The sequence below is a fragment of the Ochrobactrum quorumnocens genome, from assembly GCF_002278035.1.
GTDB lineage: Bacteria > Pseudomonadota > Alphaproteobacteria > Rhizobiales > Rhizobiaceae > Brucella > Brucella quorumnocens.
The window spans coordinates 1,930,866-1,947,727 of the sequence record NZ_CP022604.1; the positions used below are offsets into that span (position 1 = coordinate 1,930,866).

Here is a 16,862-nt window from a genome sequence, read left to right on the forward strand (position 1 = left end):
CTTTATATTTACAGCATAATTCCTTAAACTGATTCAACTTTAAGGAATTATGCTGTAGTCAAAAAAGCATCTCCCCGTGATCCGCGCATTTCCAGAAAAAGTTGGAAATGGCTCTGATCACGGGGAGATGCCTTTTGTTATCAGTGCCTTTTATCCGGCGGCTTCAGTTTCCGGATCTTCTTTTGTGCTCGCAAGGGATGAAAGACGCACAATGACACGTGTGCCGGAACCGCTCTCAGCCGTTTCGTAGACGGGCTTTTCACCGAACTGCATACAAAGCTGCTCGACGACCAGCGTTCCAAGCCCGGTCTGTTCCTTGGCGTTCTCAGTCTCGTCCCTCTGCCAACCAACACCGTTATCTTCAACGATCAGAGCAGGTATTCCGGTTTCATCATCAAATTTGAAACTCACTGCGATCTGCCCCTCTTGCCGCCCCTTAAAGGCGTGCTTGACGGCGTTGGTGATGAGTTCGCCCAAAATGATCCCGACGGTGGTGACATCGCGTGCTTTGAGATCAAGCGGCGCAAAATCGGTCTGAAAGCTGATCTTGCGGTCTTCGCCGATAGCGTTGCGAATATCCTCGATAACGGTTTCCAGAAACTCGTCGATACGCGTCGATTCCATATCTTCACCCAGGCGAAGCCTGCGGTGGGCAGTGGAAACGGTCTGCACACGATCGCGGGCGGCAGAAAGGGCGGCGCGCGCTTCTTCACTGCGCGTCTGTCGCAGCTGCAGCCCAAGCAACGACGAAACAGTCGCAAGAGAATTACCGATACGATGGTTGGAATCCTGCAAAAGAATCTCGACGCGCTGACGCTCCCGTTCAGCGATGGCGCGTTCTTTCTCCAATTCAGCTGTCCGTTCACCCACACGCTTTTCAAGAAGCTCTTTTTCCGACAGCAAGGCCGACTGACCTTCAAAAAGAACGCGTGCCGCGCGTTGAACACGCGAGAAGAGCAAAAAGCCCAGCACGAAAGCGGAGGCAAGCGCAACAATCGAAGTCGCTGTCAGCCAGTAACGCATCTGATGAATATGGGCGTTACGCTCGGCAAGTTCCTGTTCTTCGGTGGCAATAAACTGAGAGACAGTTTCGGAGAGCTGATCCATCAGGAGCCTGCCCTCATCACCGCGCACTTTTTCAATGGCTTCCTGAACCTTGCCCGCCTTGGCGAGATTGACTGTGGTTCGCACATCATCATGTGCACGCTCGACCAGCGCCTTGATCTTTTTGACCCGGGCATCCTGTTGCGGATTGCCTTCCGTCAACAAAGCAAGATCGGAGAGCGTCTGATCGATATTGACGATTGAGCGCTGGTAAAGCTCGAGATAGGCGTCATCCAAAGTCAGAAGATAGCCGCGACGGCTCATCTCGATATTATAGGCAATGCGCGTGACCCGGCCGACCTGCTCACGCAGTTCGAAATTCTTGGAGATATCAACGACCTGGCTGTTAACACCATAGGAAAGGAACAGTGTTATCAGCGCCGACAACAGAACTAAGCTAAGCGACACGATGAATGCTATCGGCCGAACGGAAGGTTTTAAAAGACGAGTTGAAAAGGCTGATACCAAAGGTCAATCCACGATAGAATTATTAAGCTTAAGCCTCACGCGCGAAAGCGCCTGAAATAGACGGCGCTGCAACGTTTTGAAGCCGCAACCAGCGCCGATGACCATTACGGGTCACCGGCGCTGGTTTCGCAAGCAAATATTAGTAGAGCGAAATCTTCAAGTAGCTAATGCTTAAAAACCACAACGGCATCGGCCCAGAAATCGGTATCGATTTTTGGAAGGCACACTGCGTTGATACGAAAGTTTAGAGCATCGTTGTATAGCGCCCGAGAGGGCGCACGACGCTCTATCTTTTTGTTTTTACGCATATCTTGGTCAGAACACCGGTTCCCGTTTTTCGGGTCGTGTTCTAGGCAAAGCTTCTCAAAGTCACGCGGGAGGAGTTCGCATCAGGTCCATAGTCTGCATCGCCTTCAATCTGCAATATCTCCTGCAGACGCGTACGAGCCCGGCTGACACGACTTTTGATCGTGCCCACAGCACACCCACAGATTTCGGCAGCTTCCTCATAGGCAAAGCCTGATGCACCGATCAGAATGATTGCTTCACGCTGATCATCAGGCAATTGGTCGAGAGCTGCTTTGAAGTCCTGCAAATCCAGCATTCCATACTGCGAAGGATGCACTGCAAGCTGCTCGCTGAACACGCCATCAGTGTCCTGCACTTCACGACCGCGCTTGCGCATTTGCGTGTAAAATTCATTACGAAGGATCGTAAAGAGCCAAGCCTTCATGTTGGTACCCAACTCAAAGGATTCCTGCTTGGCCCAGGCTTTCATTATTGTGTCCTGAACGAGATCGTCAGCGCGGTCATGCTGACCGATCAACGATATGGCAAACGCACGCAGACTCGGCAACGATGCCAGGAGTTCACGCTTGAATTGCGCCATCTCCTCAGCCGACGGAACCAGTGCTCTGCTCACGCGTACTCTCCTGTTCAGCCTGATCGAGTTTTTCCAAAAGATCGAGAAAACGATCCGGAATTGTCTCATCCTGTATCGAAGTATAAAGCGCTTTTAGTTTGAGGCCTACTTCGCAGTTTGGCCCCAAAATGTCCTTCCGGACGCGCCCGTTTAGCCGTACCCCGACCCCGTTCGCATGAAAGTTTTTCTTGTTCGTCATCTCTTGTTCATTCTAGGCATTAAGCCCTGTTTCGATATTACCAAGCCCCAGCATTCACAGGCTAAATGCACCCACTCTCAAAAAGTTCCCGGAATTGTCACTTTCTCGTGGAACTATTTTCAAGCCGTGACGTTTTCGTATCATAATGCCGCGCTCTATAACATTCTCCAAAGGCTTTCAGGCCTGACCGTGAGTGTTAAAAAACAAGAATAGCGGCACTGAGGAGTCTATGAACCATGACGTTATCGACGCGTATTGCGCCGCACCTTCCTTATCTTCGTCGTTTTTCGCGCGCCCTGACAGGCTCGCAGGCATCGGGTGATGCCTATGTTGCAGCAACATTGGAAGCTTTGATCGCAGATATCAGTATCTTCCCGCCTTCATCTGCTGATCGAATTGCTCTTTATCGACTGTTCTGCAGTCTCTACAAGACGGCGTCCGTCCAGATACCGGAACCTGCGTCTGAATTTGCATGGGAAAAGCAGGCAGCAAGGAACCTGTCTCATATCGCTCCCTTGCCGCGACAGGCATTTTTGCTCGTTGCAGTCGAGGGCTTCAATGATCGTGAGGCAGCCGAAATTCTCGAACTGGAAGAAAGTGAATTTGGTCGGATTCTGGCAGCCGCTTCCACCGAAATCTCGAAGCAGGTCGCGACCCGCATCATGATCATCGAAGACGAACCGCTGATTGCCATGGACATCGAACAGATGGTCGAAAGTCTGGGTCATGAAGTGGTTGGTATTGCGCGCACTAAGGATGAAGCGCTTGCGCTGTATAAGCGCGAAAAGCCACGCATGGTGCTTGCGGATATTCAGCTTGCGGATGGAAGCTCGGGTATCGATGCGGTCAATGAAATTCTGCAGGATGATACTGTTCCTGTGATCTTCATCACGGCTTTCCCGGAACGCCTCCTCACAGGCGAACGGCCTGAGCCGACCTTCCTTGTGACCAAGCCGTTTAATCCCGACATGGTCAAGGCGCTTATCAGCCAAGCCCTGTTTTTTGAGGAAGCCGCTCAAGTCGCAGCCTAAAAACACACGATAGAGCCCATAAGTTAGTGCCCCCTGTAAAGAAAATCTTTTCAGGGGCATTAGCTTTCAGCAAACAATCATCCGCTTGAAAACGCGTGATTTTTTTGGGTCTGGACCTGCAAATTGTCTATTCCAAGGAACCAAAAGCATAGACAGAACGTTTCCCTTTCAATCAATGAAAAGGAGAACCAAAATGCTTTATTACGCTCTCGTTTTTCTCGTGGTAGCTCTGGTCGCAGGTGCTTTGGGCTTTGGTGGTATCGCTGGCGCATCAGCCGGTATCGCACAGATTCTGTTCTTCGTATTCCTGGCGCTGCTCGTCGTATCGCTGATCGCTTCTGCTATCCGCAAGGCTTAAACGATAGAAGGAATATTGCTGGTAGAGGGCATATTTCAGCCCTCCCCCAGCCCACAAATAGATCGCGTCGTGATAAGGCTCCAGCCAACGGCGCGATCATTCGTCTTCGAAACAATCAGACGTTCTTAAACTCTCTATTTCAAAACACAATTTTATCGATCACCAAGCTATTTTCATTCTACAACGGACGGCAGTTGAGGCATTCATGACAGCATCAAACCCAACTCTCAAAGAAACAGAGCCGGATGCTTCACGTTTGCGCGCATTGTTGCGAGCCGTGCGGAACAGCAATGTTTGCGTTCTCTATCAAACACCCGACCTCCTTTACTCATGGGGCGAAAACATCCCCACTTACTGGCAGGAAAAATGGAAAGCGGGCGGCAAGGATTGCGATTTTATCTTCTCCACATCCATGTCGCGGCTTGATCATGCAAAACAGACAGCACTCGAAACTGGCACGGCACAGAATGTCGAGTTGGCTATCAACGACGGCGATAAACTTCGCTGGATAGAGTTTCACATTGATTGCGATCGCGATTCCGATGGAACCGTATTGGGGCTGGTCACCACGGCTCTTGAAATCAGCGAGCTGAAACGCCGCGAACAAGTGTTGAAAACATTGTTGCGCGAGGTCAGCCACCGCTCAAAGAATTTGCTCGCCATTGTTCAGAGCATTGCCAGCCAAACGGCTCGCTTCACTGATTCTGTCGATGACTTTCTTCTAAAATTTCGCGGTCGTATCCAGTCCCTCTCCTATTCTCAGGATCTGGTGACCGATTCCAATTGGCACGGCGCATTGTTTCTCGATCTCGTCCGCTCACAGATTGAAAAATATATCGACATTAACGATGAGCGCCTGATCATCGAAAGCGACAATCCTTATCTTTTCCCAGGTGCTGCATTGCATGTCGGCCTTGCTCTGCATGAGCTGATTATCAACGCGACATCTTTTGGCGGGCTTTCGATCCCTTATGGACGCGTTATCATCTCCGCAAAAATCCACCGTACGGAAAAAGGTGACGAGGAGCTGGTTTTTCATTGGGAAGAAACCAACCCGTCTATGCCCGAAGTCTATCAACACGATCCGCGCTTTGGCAGCGCCGTTCTACAACGCATTGTTCCCTCAGCTGTGGGTGGACATGCTGAATACCGCGTGGATGGCGCAGGCGCTGTCTATTCTCTTACGGTTCCGGCAGAACAATTCGATTCTTAGAAAGACCAGCGCATCGGCCCTAAAATCGGAATCGATTTTGGGAAAGCACGATGCGTAGAGCCAGTAAGTTAGAACCTGCTTTGGGCCGCCGAAAGGCTGCATGGGCTCTGAAGAATGCCGCGCTCAAATGGATTCATTTGAGCTCCCGCGAACATGCAACAATTAAATGAACCTAGAGCACGTGCCACGGGTGCGATTAAAGCATTTCCAGCAAAAAGTGCGAAGTGATTTTGCGTTGGATAATGCGTAAAAACAAACAGTTACAGCGGTTCTAACGTTTCAGTCTTAACTGGAACCGCTATAGCGCGACACGCTCAATTGGCCCATCAATCCAAGTCACACGACAAAAGAAAAGCCGTTATGGTCCTCACCACAACGGCTTTACTCTGAATATGCGGAACGCCAGCTGCATAAACGGGGGCGTCTGCGCGGCATTCTCGCTGTCCACTTCATACGGGGAGATTGAAGTGAACGATGAAGACTGCTTGCGGGGCGGGTTGCAGTCCTCATAGCAAAAACGCCAGTTGAGGGATTTGGTTCCCTCAGGATTTTATTTTTTTGCAATAAAGTTCGAGACGGTGATGAACGATCTCATATCCGAGCGAACGCGCAATCTCTTCCTGCAATTTTTCGATTTTGTCAGAGCGGAATTCGACCACATCGCCACTATCCATATCAATAATATGGTCATGATGTGCGCCACTCGCCTGTTCGAACCGGGACGGTCCACCAGCAAAGGCGTGGCGGTGGATCGCACCTAGCTCTTCGAGCAGTTTCATAGTCCGGTAAACGGTGGATAGCGAAATGCTATTGTCGATCTCGACCGCACGCCGGAAAATCTCCAGCGCGTCCGGGTGATCTTCCGTCTCAGTCAATATGTTCAGGATGATGCGGCGCGGCCGCGTAATGCGGACACCAGCCTGCCTCAACTCCTGCTCATAATCGGGTTTCTTATACGATTCACTCATGCTGAGATTATGCACCGGCAATGCTCCAGTTGCAAATTTTTGCAACTGGAATGGCAAACATCTCCCCAGACCATTTTCTGATCACCCTTGCTAATGAGGGCTCTTCATCGTGCGATCACAAATAGGCAAGCGGTGAGAGGCTCAGAATGAAGCCTATAAAGGCAACAAAGCTGCGCCAGTAAAATAGGCCCCAGAGACCGGATATGATCCCCACGGGTGCCGTGTAGACACAGAATATCACCAGATATCCGTCGTTACCCACGCCGAAGAAAACAAGATAGTAGAAAATGAATGCGGTTATTGCGCCAAAGATCAGGGATATAATCGCCGAGAAGCACCAGTTCTGCTTCCTGATAGATTTCGCTTGGTTCATACAGAGCCGATTCTCCGATTAGTCCCTGAGCAGAATAGGCACCTTGGCCGAAGGTTCTGATACAACCAAGGATGTCGGCCCCATTACCAGCGCGGTGTGCACCGATTATGGTGCACCAACGCGAAAATAGGTGCCGGCCGCAGTGCCAAAGCCACCGGAAGTAGACTCATCGCAAAATTGTGTAGGAATTTTCAAGGTTGCTCCTTCCAACTGAAGCACAAGGGGTCCGGACCCGCCCTTAAACTCTGCCTCACCCGGTGTTTTCTGCTCAAGCACACCCTCGAAGTTGCACACCCAGCTCCCATTCGCCTGATCGGCAACGTTGATTTTCACCGACAGCTGGCCTGATGTATTTTTTTCCAGCTCTACGAGGCCCCATTCGTTGCGCCAGTTGCCTTCAAAGGATGAGTTGCTGGTGACCGATATCCAGTTGAGGAACTCTGCGCGCATTTCTGTCCGGTCCAGCAAACCTTGCAGTTTGCTTTCTTGATTAGATAAATTGCTTTCAAACGCCTGAGTGCGCAACCGAATGAAGTCGCCCTGATCCACACGAAGTGCTTCCTTCAATGCAGGATCGGCTCTTTCAATCAGTGCAGAATACGCAATCGACATAGCACGGTCTGCCTCGGCAATCTCTTCCTTAGAACAAATCGCCTTTTCCGTTGCAGTCGAAGCTTTTCCGCAGTCAAACCCTGCTTGGGCCAATGCTGGAACAAGGGGGAATGCGTACATTCCTAAAGCGGCGCAGAAGACAGCGGAGTATTTCGTATGACGCATTTTCACCCTCAGTATTTAGCTCTTCAACTGTCGTCGATATATCTGTGATCAGGAGTAGACTTGTAATGGCTTTATGCCGTGCATCAAACTCTTTAAGCAACGTTTGCGTCCAATGCTAGAGGCTACCGCTTCAACCAGTCAGCGCGCGAACGTCTCTCCAAATTGAACAGACGTCAATTCGCGAGCAAGAGCCATTTTAATTGAAGGTGTTGAAATCTTGGTACGCCCAAGGGGAATCGAACCCCTGTTTGCGCCGTGAGAGGGCGCCGTCCTAACCGCTAGACGATGGGCGCAGAGCCAAGTAGCTTCCGCTGATATAGACCTGACAAGCCCAAAGCGCAATGCCAGCTGATATTGAAAAGGGCGACAAAACTGCCGCCCTGTAACTCATGAATTACTCGACATTACCGAGCTTGATGCGGCCAATGATACGGGACTCGCGATAATCGTAAACGATAATCTCAGTGCCGCCGTCTGGCAGCAAAGTTTCCAGCGAAAGCTGCTGGCCAGACAGGCTTTGCGACAGCAGGCGCGTACCCGGCGCAAGTTCAATCTGCGATTCAATCAGCTTGATTGGCTCAGGCAGCGAGGGTGCAATTGCAGCCTGTCCCGGAATGTCTGTGCGCGCAGCTTCTGTTTCGCTTGCGTCCGGCGCGCGATTGATCTTGTAGACAACTGCGACAAGCACAGCCATAAGACCTATCAACATAACACCGATGGAAACTGCAAGCAGACGGATCATCTTGCGACGGACTTTCTCCATCGCTGGATCAAGCGGGGGTTCCGGCTGTTGTTGTTCCGGATAATAGCCCTGCTGATAGTCCTGATATCCTGAATCCTGCTGATTCTGATATCTGGGATAGTGTGGATCCTGCATTAAATGACTCCGGTTCATGCACCCGCGTGGGCGCGTGATAACGAAGGGAAGAGACAATTGAAAGAACTAATTGCCGACCTAGATGCTGCAGGCAAAAGATTAGACCAGTGGCTGGCCGCAGCATTGGGGCCGGAACTCTCCCGCAGTCGCGTCCAGTCCCTGATTGCTGAGGGTCATGTGACCCTCGATGGTATTCCCGCCAGCGGTGCCAAGCAAAAGCTGCGCGAAGGCATGAAGATTGCCATCGTGCTGCCTGAGCCTGAACCTGCCGATCCGCAAGGCGAGAACATCCCGCTGGATATTCTCTATGAAGACGATGATCTCATCGTCATCAACAAGCCCGCAGGCCTTGTTGTCCATCCGGGGAACGGCAATTGGACGGGAACGCTTGTTAATGCCCTCATATATCATTGTGGCGATAGCTTGTCCGGTATCGGTGGAATCCGCCGTCCCGGCATCGTTCATCGTCTGGACAAGGATACAAGTGGCGTTATGGTTGTTGCCAAGAATGACCGTTCCCATCGCCATTTGAGCGAACAGTTTGCCGATCACGGTCGCACCGGCGATCTGGAACGCGCTTATCTTGCACTCGTCTGGGGCATGACTGAGCGCCCGCAAGGTGTGATTGATGCCCATCTTGGCCGCTCGCATCGCGATCGCACCAAACAGGCCGTCGTGAAAGAAGAGCGCGAAGATGCGCGCCACGCGGTCACCCATTATTCGACGATTGAGAAGTTTGCACCACAGGAAGATGCAACCTCGCTTGCTTCGTTGGTCGAGTGCCGTCTCGAAACGGGTCGCACGCATCAGATCCGTGTTCACATGGCCCATATCGGCCATCCGCTTGTCGGCGACATGGACTATGGCAGTGCCTATAAAACCAAAGCCAACAAGCTGCCAGAACCGCTCAAGAATGCCGTACACGGCTTCCACCGCCAAGCGCTGCATGCATGGCTTCTCGCTTTCACGCATCCCGCAACAGAAGAGCTAATGCGCTTTGAAGCAGCGATGCCGGAAGATATGAAACACCTTTTGGAAAGTTTCCGCAGCCACTCTATATAAAGCCTGTAAAGAATATCGGGCTCGTTTTTGGGCCACTCATGACTATGTTTAAGCTCATCCCGAAAAGTGTGAAACGGTTTTCGGATGGGATGTGCGTGAACACAAATAGCAAGGGTGCTTATCGCAGCATCATGGATGAGCATGTGCTCCCTTGCTGTTCACATTCTAGTGACAGATTGTTTCATGAGTTTAAAGATCGTGTTTTCGCCAAAATCGTGCCTATATATGGAGGCTCGCGTGTGGGAAGTGCAGGAGGCAGCCCCCGCGACAGGTTCGCCAAATGGGAGCCTGAAACTATAAAGGAGGGTGCTCTATGGCCCAGGTTAATCTCCCCAGCATTACATCCGGTGACGGTGGTCTTACCCGCTATCTTGAAGAAATTCGTCGTTTCCCAATGCTTCAGCCGCAGGAAGAATACATGCTGGCTAAGCGTTATCATGAACATACTGATGCGAAAGCAGCTCATAAGCTGGTGACCAGCCATCTTCGCCTGGTTGCGAAGATTGCAATGGGCTATCGCGGCTATGGCCTGCCGATCGGTGAAGTTATCTCCGAAGGCAATGTCGGCCTGATGCAGGCAGTCAAGCGCTTTGAACCAGAACGCGGCTTCCGTCTTGCTACTTATGCAATGTGGTGGATCAAGGCGTCGATCCAGGAATATATCCTGCGCTCGTGGAGCCTTGTGAAGATGGGCACGACTGCCAATCAAAAGCGTCTGTTCTTCAATCTGCGCAAGATGAAGAGCAAAATTCAGGCGCTTGATGACGGCGATCTCAACCCGGATCAGGTCAAGCAGATTGCAACCAAGTTGCAAGTCAGCGAAGAAGAAGTCGTTTCCATGAACCGTCGTCTGTCCGGCGATGCTTCGCTCAATGCGCCTCTGCGCGCGAGTGAAGGGGAATCGGGCGAATGGCAGGATTGGCTGGTCGATGACAGCAGCAGCCAGGAACAGGTTCTGATTGAACAGGACGAGCTGGAAAGCCGCCGTTCACTGCTCGAACAGGCCATGGACACGCTTAATGATCGCGAACGTCGCATTTTTCAGGCTCGTCGCCTTTCAGAAGACCCAATGACCCTGGAAGACCTTTCCGGTGAGTTTGGCATCAGCCGCGAACGCGTGCGTCAGATTGAAGTGCGCGCCTTTGAAAAAGTACAGGCCGCCGTCAAGGCCGCAGCTTTCAAACAGCAGAAGGCGTTGAACCATGTCGAGGAAGCTCACGCCTAAAATTCTTCTGTCTTTGAAACCAATGTCTGCCGCAAATGGATCCCTCCATTTTGCGGCAGTTTGTTTTTGAAATGCTTGACCAAATTGACAAGCGGATTTTCGGGTAAAATCGAAATGCGCTGTTCGCTACTCGTCGAGTGGTGACGCACTGTCACGCAACCGATAAAAATCCGTCAAATAACTGTGACGCAATGGCTTTAGGCAACAGGTGTATTTCACCGAAGCCTAAAGGTCATCCCATGAAAAAGCTCCTGCTCGCTGCAGCTCTCGCTCTCACCGCTGCGACCGCCGTATCTGCGTCTGAATATGTCTCTTATCTCGACTATCCTCAGAAAGAACAGGACGGGAAAGAGTTCTTCACTGCCATCGAAATTCCTCAGGGCAGCTTCACCAAATATGAAATTGACGACAAGACCGGTCACATCGTTGTTGATCGTTATCAGTCGATGCCTGTGATTTATCCGGCCAATTACGGTTCGATCACCAGCACGCTCGCTGGCGATGGTGATCCGCTTGATGCCCTCGTCTACACCCGTGAACCTATCGTTCCAGGCGCAATTATCAAGGTCCGCCCAATCGGCGTTCTGAAGATGATCGACGGTGGCGAAACCGACGATAAGATCGTGGCTGTTCCAACCTCCAAAATCGATCCAACCTACGACAACATCAAGGAGCTCTCGGATCTGCCAAAGATTGAGCAACAGCGCCTTGAAGCATTCTTCCGCGTTTACAAGCAGCTTCCAGAAGGCCGTAAGGTTGTAGAACTGGGTGGCTTTGACAGTGCTGAAACTGCAGCAAACGAAGTAGCCAAGGCAATCAAGGCTTTCGCAGAAAAGAAATAATCGTATTGGTTTCAATAAAAAAGGCCGCTTTACAGCGGCCTTTTATGATTCTCTGTTCTGCGTTTTAGTTCACGCCGAGAACGTCATTAAAGACCTTCTCGCCGGGAACTCCTTTTTCAAGACTGATCAGCGCACGGCGACCATTGCGGTAGGAAACCGGAATATCGATCCACTGCAGACGACGCATCAGCGAAAGATTGGTATCTTGCGCGGTCTTTGCATCATTAAGCCAGATGATGAAGAAATTATCCGCGATCTTGGATGGTACAGCGATCAACGGGTTGCCCGCTGCCTGCTCGGTATCCTTGAACGTAATACGCTGAACATTATCGACGACACCGCCAACGAAATTATCAGGCACGGTGAAGACCATTTCAATCAGATGGCTGGCAGGAATCGATTGATCCGTATTCTTGCGGATCGTCATCTTCAGCTCAACCTTGCTGTCAGGCATCGTCACGCTTGCACGAATAGCTGGCGCTGCCGGTTCGCCCTCGCTTGGGCTTTCTTCAATCTCGGACCAGACGACGTTGCCACGCTCAACCGATCCGGTTTCCGTACCGCCGCGCTCTTCATAGAGAAGCGCCTGCTGGCCAACGGCTACGGCCTGCTGAGACTGCGGCTGATTCTGGGTGTTGGTCTGCTCAGGCGTTGGTGTCGAAGCGGCTGTTGATTTGCCTTCGCCAACGCCAGCCTGACCACCCGCCGGGCCTTCATCGGTCTCACTGCCATCTGGCATGAGACGCTGCGTCATCTTCTGTTCTTCAGGTGTTGCTGGCGTCTGTTCGCTCGGCGGCTGCTCATTACCGGCGGTCTGTCCGGCTGGCGGCGTCTCTTCTGCAGGTGGTTGCGTTGTACCCGTATCACCGCTGGCAGGCGCATCGCTGCGGCCAAGGCTTGATGCCAGTTCCTGCAGCTTGTCCTTGTTTGCCCAAACGCCATAACCCACGCCACCAAGAGCGAGGACGGCAATAAGGCCGATGATCAAACCCTTGAACGAGCGCTTTTCTTTCCGAACGTCCTGATCTGCATATTCCCCGCGGCGGGCATACGCCTTGTCATCAGAACCGTCCCTATCGCGCTCAACGGCCCAGTCATCATTGCTACGAGAATGAACCGGCGCGGCAGCAGCATCACTATCGACATCGCCGTCGGAATAACGACGCTCGGTCGAAACCGGAGCTTCATCATCATAGGACGACATTCGTGTCGAACGGGTTGATTCGTGCAGAAAGTCTTCCAGCGGATCCGTCTGCGGTTCTTCAACCACAGGCGTCGATGCCGGCGGGGCGTAAAAAGCTTCAACTTCTTCAATAGCGTCTTCGAGAATCTTGCGCTGGCGGACAGCCACAACTTGCGAGGCATTCGCAGTCACAAGCTTCTGTTCAATCGTCGCACGCGCCTTTGCATAGACACGCTGGCGCAGTTCAGGCGATTTGTCTGCCTGCGCATCGATTGTCTTTTTCAGAACCGCTACAAAATCCGCCATGCCGTTTTACCCAGTTTCCGCGAGTTCGAAATGCAGTAAATGTCTCAATAATCACAATAATCGATGGAAAGCAAAGGTTGCGGCAACGATTAAGTGAACGCTTTCAAAATGATCGCGAAAAAACCTTAAAAAAATACCCGGTCCGCCATGATGGCAAACCGGGTGTATTATTTTTGCAGAACCGAAGTTCAGATCAATCAATCCTGGAATGGATCGGTTACGAGGATCGTGTCTTCACGTTCAGGGCTCGTCGAAAGCATTGCAACCGGAGCACCGATCAGCTCTTCGATGTGGCGAACATATTTGACAGCCTGTGCCGGAAGATCATTCCACGAACGCGCACCAGCTGTCGTTTCCGACCAGCCCGGCAGCGTTTCATAGATCGGCTTCACGCGAGCCTGCGCACCCATTGAGGATGGGAGATAGTCGATGCGCTTGCCATCAAGCTCATAGGCCACGCAAATCTTGATTTCTTCAAGACCGTCGAGAACGTCGAGCTTGGTCAGTGCAATGCCGGTAATGCCGGACGTGCGAACCGTCTGGCGAACGATAACCGCATCGAACCAGCCGCAACGACGCTTACGACCCGTCACCACACCAAATTCATGGCCCTTGGTGCCAAGGAATTCGCCGATTTCATCGTTGAGTTCGGTCGGGAACGGACCTTCGCCAACACGGGTGGTGTACGCCTTGGTAATGCCGAGAACATAACCGATTGCTGTCGGACCAAGACCCGAACCGGCAGCTGCCTGACCGGCAACCGTATTGGACGAGGTGACGAACGGATAGGTGCCGTGGTCGTTATCGAGCAATGCACCCTGCGCACCTTCGAAAAGAATGCGAGCGCCAGCCTTACGGCGTTCATCGAGAACGCGCCAGACCTGATCAATGTAAGGCAGGATCTTGTCGGCAACCGAAGTCAGCTCTTCAAGAATGGTCTTAACCGAGATTTCTTCAAGACCCATGCCGCGACGCAGCAGGTTGTGATGGGTGAGCAGACGCTCAACCTTTGGCTCCAGTGTTTCCGGCTCAGTCAGGTCGATAACGCGGATTGCACGACGGCCAACCTTGTCTTCGTAAGCAGGGCCAATACCTCGCTTGGTCGTGCCGATCTTGAGGCCTTCAGTAGCGCCTTCGCGCATAGCGTCAAGTTCGCGATGAATGGAGAGAATCAGCGGAGCGTTTTCCGCAATGCGCAGCACGTCCGGCGTGATTTCGATGCCCTGACCGCGCAGTTTCTCAACTTCCATGACAAAATGATGCGGATCAACCACAACACCATTGCCGATCACGCTCAGCTTGCCGCGCACAAGGCCGGATGGCAGAAGCGAAAGCTTGTAGCTGACGCCATCGATGACAAGCGTATGACCCGCGTTATGACCGCCCTGATAGCGCACAATCACATCGGCGCGCTCGGACAACCAGTCCACGATCTTTCCCTTGCCCTCATCGCCCCATTGCGACCCGACGACAACTACATTCGCCATTGAGAAAACTCCTCGGTCCGGCATTTCAGCCGTAATGTATAGCCCAAGGATCGCAAGCAAGCCCCGTCAATGAAACGCGAGGTGCTGATCCCTCGTCTCTATACCGACTGAATCCTGCTTACGCGACTCTTTCATGCAGGAAATGCGAATATTTTCACGACAACTTGGAAAAACAGCTTTCAAAACGGGGAAAAACATGGCGAGCCGGTGTCGAGAATATGGCTATTCTGTGGTAAAACGCTCTTCTAGCCAGCGCGAACCATGTAGAGCGCCTCATCAGAATAGCCTTGCAGCTTTTCCTCGAGTGCAGGCACATCACGAATGACAAAGCCCTTTTTCTCCCAGAAGCCCTGAGACCCATTAACGGCAACAAGTGCCATGGTAACGAAACCATCACGTTCGGCCTGCGCTGCCATCAGCTCGACAACACGCGATGCCTGCCCGCCAGAACGGACTTCAGGCAGAAGTGCAATATCGTGAATGTAATACGTGCTGATGTCATTGGGCAGTTCACCCAGCACCGAATTAAGGGCGGGGACCGAATCAAGTTTCCACGGATGGCTGATACCATAACCGAGAATTTCAGTGCCGCGTGCCAGTACAAAGCAACCAGCCGGATAAATGCTGAAGCGGTCCCGGAAGACCGCCTCATCCTCGAAGAAGTCGGGATGAACGACATTGGCCACAGCCGTCACACGCGCCATATCTGGCGCTTGCATGCGTCGCCATTCTGCCTGTTCAATCCCGTCCGTCATGTTGCTCAAGCTTCCTCGATGTTGAATTCCAAAGGTCTTGCCGCCTTGATTGCCTCTTGTGCAATGAGTTCGTCAAGTGCTGCCTGTGGAATCCTGTCATCGACATAGAGCATCGCGATCGCATCGCCGCCCGGATGATTACGTCCGAGAGCGAAGTTTGCGATGTTGATATTGTGCTTGCCGCAGATCGTACCAAGCAGACCAATCATGCCCGGAATGTCGACATTTGTCACATAAAGCATGTGTGGACCGACTTCGGCATCAAGGTTGATTCCCTTGATCTGAATGAAGCGCGCCTTGCCATCAGAGAAGCAGGTTCCGGCAATCGAGCGTTCACGTTCGGTCGTCTTCACGGTCAGCTTGATATAGCCGTCGAAGATACCTGACTTGTCGCGTTTGATCTCGGAAACGATGATTCCACGTTCCTTCACCATGATCGGTGCCGAAACCATATTCACATCAGCCACCTGCGGTCGGATCAGACCTGCGAGAGCCGCACTCACCAGAGCGCGGGTATTCATGCCAGCGGTCGAGCCGTCAAAAAGCACTTCGACTTCCTGAATAGGCTCGTCTGTTACCTGACCAACGAAAGCGCCCAGAACTTCTGCAAGCTTGACGAACGGCTTGAGACGCGGTGCTTCTTCTGCCGTGATCGAGGGCATGTTGATGGCATTTGATACCGCCCCCTTGACGAGGTAATCCGACATCTGCTCGGCTACCTGCAAAGCCACATTTTCCTGTGCTTCTGAAGTCGAAGCGCCAAGATGCGGGGTGCAAACGACGTTTGGCAGATTGAACAGCTCGTTTTCAGTTGCAGGTTCGGTTTCAAAAACGTCGATACCAGCGCCTGCCACATGCCCCGATTTAAGCGCTTCGACCAGATCTTTTTCCACGATCAGGCCGCCGCGTGCGCAATTGACGATACGAACCCCTGACTTAGTCTTTGCAAGTGCGTCTGCATTGATGATGCCACGTGTCTTGTCGGTCAGTGGTGTATGCAGCGTGATGAAATCGGCGCGTGCCAGAAGTTCATCCAGCTCCACCTTTTCCACGCCGAGTTCCTGTGCGCGCGATTCGGAGAGAAATGGATCAAACGCCACGACATGCATCTTGAGACCGATGCCGCGTGTGGCAACAACCGCGCCGATATTGCCGCAGCCGATAACACCAAGCGTTTTGCCAGTGATTTCGACGCCCATGAAGCGGTTCTTTTCCCACTTGCCGGCGCGGGTTGAAACGTCAGCTTCAGGAAGCTGACGAGCAACAGCAAACATCAGTGCAATTGCATGTTCTGCAGTGGTGATCGAATTGCCGAAAGGCGTGTTCATCACAATGATACCGCGACGCGACGCGGCCGGAATATCAACATTGTCGACGCCGATACCAGCACGTCCGACAACCTTGAGGTTGGTGGCGGCTGCAATCAGCTTTTCGGTGACTTTGGTGGCCGAACGAATCGCCAGACCATCATATTGGCCAATGACTTCAAGGAGCTTTTCCTTGTCCTTGCCAAGATCGGGCAGATAATCAACTTCAACGCCGCGATCTTTGAAAATCTGGACGGCGGTCGGCGACAATTTATCGGATACGAGAACGCGAGGTGCCATGGAAGGCCTCCTTCAAGTAATCTTTAATCGAGCATGTCCAGCAAAAGCTATGAACCGGCTTGGGTTTGGACCATGCGTCGAAACGAATGGAATGCTGATCGTGAT

The 16,862-nt window shown here is 52.1% G+C and carries 17 protein-coding genes and 1 tRNA gene; 6 read left to right on the top strand and 12 right to left on the bottom strand.

Annotation, left to right across the window (positions count from 1 at the left end; genetic code table 11):
• Positions 1-150: 150 nt before the first annotated feature.
• The 3 genes from CES85_RS18890 to CES85_RS18900 all read right to left on the bottom strand — a co-directional run bounded on the left by CES85_RS18890 (position 151) and on the right by CES85_RS18900 (position 2,693).
• Positions 151-1,572, bottom strand: coding sequence for a sensor histidine kinase (locus CES85_RS18890; protein ID WP_095447302.1), 1,422 nt, complete (start codon positions 1,570-1,572; stop codon positions 151-153).
• A 349-nt stretch (positions 1,573-1,921) separates the two neighbouring features.
• The gene (locus CES85_RS18895) at positions 1,922-2,461 is read right to left on the bottom strand and encodes an RNA polymerase sigma factor (RefSeq protein WP_095447303.1); all 540 of its coding nucleotides are present in this window, start codon (positions 2,459-2,461) and stop codon (positions 1,922-1,924) included.
• A 4-nt stretch (positions 2,462-2,465) separates the two neighbouring features.
• Complete coding sequence (locus tag CES85_RS18900; RefSeq protein ID WP_095447304.1) at positions 2,466-2,693, bottom strand: NepR family anti-sigma factor; 228 nt, start codon at positions 2,691-2,693, stop codon at positions 2,466-2,468.
• Between the two features lie 236 nt (positions 2,694-2,929).
• Between CES85_RS18900 and CES85_RS18905 the strand changes: the two genes are divergently transcribed.
• The 3 genes from CES85_RS18905 (at position 2,930) to CES85_RS18915 (ending at position 5,295) form a co-directional block, all read left to right on the top strand.
• Positions 2,930-3,724 (top strand): response regulator, encoded by a 795-nt coding sequence (locus CES85_RS18905; RefSeq protein WP_095447305.1) that lies wholly within the window; start codon positions 2,930-2,932, stop codon positions 3,722-3,724.
• Positions 3,725-3,917: 193 nt separating this feature from the next.
• The gene (locus CES85_RS18910; protein ID WP_007876538.1) at positions 3,918-4,082 is read left to right on the top strand and encodes a DUF1328 domain-containing protein; all 165 of its coding nucleotides are present in this window, start codon (positions 3,918-3,920) and stop codon (positions 4,080-4,082) included.
• Positions 4,083-4,287: 205 nt separating this feature from the next.
• Positions 4,288-5,295 carry a PAS domain-containing sensor histidine kinase gene (locus CES85_RS18915; protein ID WP_095447306.1) on the top strand — a complete coding sequence of 336 codons (1,008 nt, stop codon included), beginning with the start codon at positions 4,288-4,290 and terminating at the stop codon, positions 5,293-5,295.
• A gap of 542 nt (positions 5,296-5,837) precedes the next feature.
• Here CES85_RS18915 and CES85_RS18920 read toward each other — a convergent pair.
• From CES85_RS18920 to CES85_RS18940, 5 genes are all read right to left on the bottom strand, one after another.
• On the bottom strand, positions 5,838-6,263 hold the full coding sequence (locus tag CES85_RS18920; RefSeq protein WP_024895691.1) for a Fur family transcriptional regulator: 426 nt from the start codon (positions 6,261-6,263) through the stop codon (positions 5,838-5,840).
• Positions 6,264-6,378: 115 nt separating this feature from the next.
• Positions 6,379-6,636 (bottom strand): hypothetical protein, encoded by a 258-nt coding sequence (locus CES85_RS18925; RefSeq protein ID WP_210318362.1) that lies wholly within the window; start codon positions 6,634-6,636, stop codon positions 6,379-6,381.
• Positions 6,637-6,741: 105 nt separating this feature from the next.
• Positions 6,742-7,413: a lysozyme inhibitor LprI family protein gene (locus CES85_RS18930; RefSeq protein WP_095447307.1), complete on the bottom strand. Its 672-nt coding sequence runs from the start codon at positions 7,411-7,413 to the stop codon at positions 6,742-6,744.
• 218 nt (positions 7,414-7,631) lie between these two features.
• Positions 7,632-7,706, bottom strand: a tRNA-Glu gene (locus CES85_RS18935).
• 101 nt (positions 7,707-7,807) lie between these two features.
• Complete coding sequence (locus CES85_RS18940) at positions 7,808-8,290, bottom strand: hypothetical protein (protein ID WP_095447308.1); 483 nt, start codon at positions 8,288-8,290, stop codon at positions 7,808-7,810.
• A 3-nt stretch (positions 8,291-8,293) separates the two neighbouring features.
• Here CES85_RS18940 and CES85_RS18945 point away from each other — a divergent pair, with 3 nt between their 5' ends.
• From CES85_RS18945 to CES85_RS18955, 3 genes are all read left to right on the top strand, one after another.
• Positions 8,294-9,352 (top strand): RluA family pseudouridine synthase, encoded by a 1,059-nt coding sequence (locus CES85_RS18945; RefSeq protein ID WP_191793450.1) that lies wholly within the window; start codon positions 8,294-8,296, stop codon positions 9,350-9,352.
• Between the two features lie 313 nt (positions 9,353-9,665).
• Complete coding sequence (gene rpoH, locus CES85_RS18950; RefSeq protein ID WP_095447310.1) at positions 9,666-10,577, top strand: RNA polymerase sigma factor RpoH; 912 nt, start codon at positions 9,666-9,668, stop codon at positions 10,575-10,577.
• 239 nt (positions 10,578-10,816) lie between these two features.
• Positions 10,817-11,419, top strand: a complete 603-nt coding sequence (locus CES85_RS18955) for an inorganic diphosphatase (RefSeq protein WP_095447311.1) — start codon at positions 10,817-10,819, stop codon at positions 11,417-11,419.
• Positions 11,420-11,483: 64 nt separating this feature from the next.
• Here the strand turns inward: CES85_RS18955 and CES85_RS18960 are convergent, their stop codons facing one another.
• From CES85_RS18960 to serA, 4 genes are all read right to left on the bottom strand, one after another.
• Complete coding sequence (locus CES85_RS18960; RefSeq protein ID WP_095447312.1) at positions 11,484-12,908, bottom strand: transcriptional regulator; 1,425 nt, start codon at positions 12,906-12,908, stop codon at positions 11,484-11,486.
• Positions 12,909-13,105: 197 nt separating this feature from the next.
• A complete protein-coding gene (locus tag CES85_RS18965; protein ID WP_095447313.1) occupies positions 13,106-14,395 on the bottom strand; it encodes an adenylosuccinate synthase in 1,290 nt (429 codons plus the stop codon).
• 245 nt (positions 14,396-14,640) lie between these two features.
• Positions 14,641-15,150, bottom strand: coding sequence for a GNAT family N-acetyltransferase (locus CES85_RS18970; protein ID WP_095447314.1), 510 nt, complete (start codon positions 15,148-15,150; stop codon positions 14,641-14,643).
• A gap of 5 nt (positions 15,151-15,155) precedes the next feature.
• On the bottom strand, positions 15,156-16,757 hold the full coding sequence (gene serA / locus CES85_RS18975) for a phosphoglycerate dehydrogenase (RefSeq protein ID WP_095447315.1): 1,602 nt from the start codon (positions 16,755-16,757) through the stop codon (positions 15,156-15,158).
• Positions 16,758-16,862 lie beyond the last annotated feature (105 nt).

Coding starts and splice junctions, on each gene's coding strand:
- CES85_RS18960 (WP_095447312.1), bottom strand. CDS start 12,908: ATGGCGGATTTTGTAGCGGTTCTGAAAAAGACAATCGATGCGCAGGCA.
- CES85_RS18920 (WP_024895691.1), bottom strand. CDS start 6,263: ATGAGTGAATCGTATAAGAAACCCGATTATGAGCAGGAGTTGAGGCAG.
- CES85_RS18970 (WP_095447314.1), bottom strand. CDS start 15,150: ATGACGGACGGGATTGAACAGGCAGAATGGCGACGCATGCAAGCGCCA.
- CES85_RS18945 (WP_191793450.1), top strand. CDS start 8,294: ATGACTCCGGTTCATGCACCCGCGTGGGCGCGTGATAACGAAGGGAAG.
- rpoH (WP_095447310.1), top strand. CDS start 9,666: ATGGCCCAGGTTAATCTCCCCAGCATTACATCCGGTGACGGTGGTCTT.
- CES85_RS18940 (WP_095447308.1), bottom strand. CDS start 8,290: ATGCAGGATCCACACTATCCCAGATATCAGAATCAGCAGGATTCAGGA.
- CES85_RS18930 (WP_095447307.1), bottom strand. CDS start 7,413: ATGCGTCATACGAAATACTCCGCTGTCTTCTGCGCCGCTTTAGGAATG.
- CES85_RS18900 (WP_095447304.1), bottom strand. CDS start 2,693: ATGACGAACAAGAAAAACTTTCATGCGAACGGGGTCGGGGTACGGCTA.
- CES85_RS18965 (WP_095447313.1), bottom strand. CDS start 14,395: ATGGCGAATGTAGTTGTCGTCGGGTCGCAATGGGGCGATGAGGGCAAG.
- serA (WP_095447315.1), bottom strand. CDS start 16,757: ATGGCACCTCGCGTTCTCGTATCCGATAAATTGTCGCCGACCGCCGTC.
- CES85_RS18895 (WP_095447303.1), bottom strand. CDS start 2,461: ATGGCGCAATTCAAGCGTGAACTCCTGGCATCGTTGCCGAGTCTGCGT.
- CES85_RS18955 (WP_095447311.1), top strand. CDS start 10,817: ATGAAAAAGCTCCTGCTCGCTGCAGCTCTCGCTCTCACCGCTGCGACC.
- CES85_RS18925 (WP_210318362.1), bottom strand. CDS start 6,636: ATGAACCAAGCGAAATCTATCAGGAAGCAGAACTGGTGCTTCTCGGCG.
- CES85_RS18910 (WP_007876538.1), top strand. CDS start 3,918: ATGCTTTATTACGCTCTCGTTTTTCTCGTGGTAGCTCTGGTCGCAGGT.
- CES85_RS18915 (WP_095447306.1), top strand. CDS start 4,288: ATGACAGCATCAAACCCAACTCTCAAAGAAACAGAGCCGGATGCTTCA.
- CES85_RS18905 (WP_095447305.1), top strand. CDS start 2,930: ATGACGTTATCGACGCGTATTGCGCCGCACCTTCCTTATCTTCGTCGT.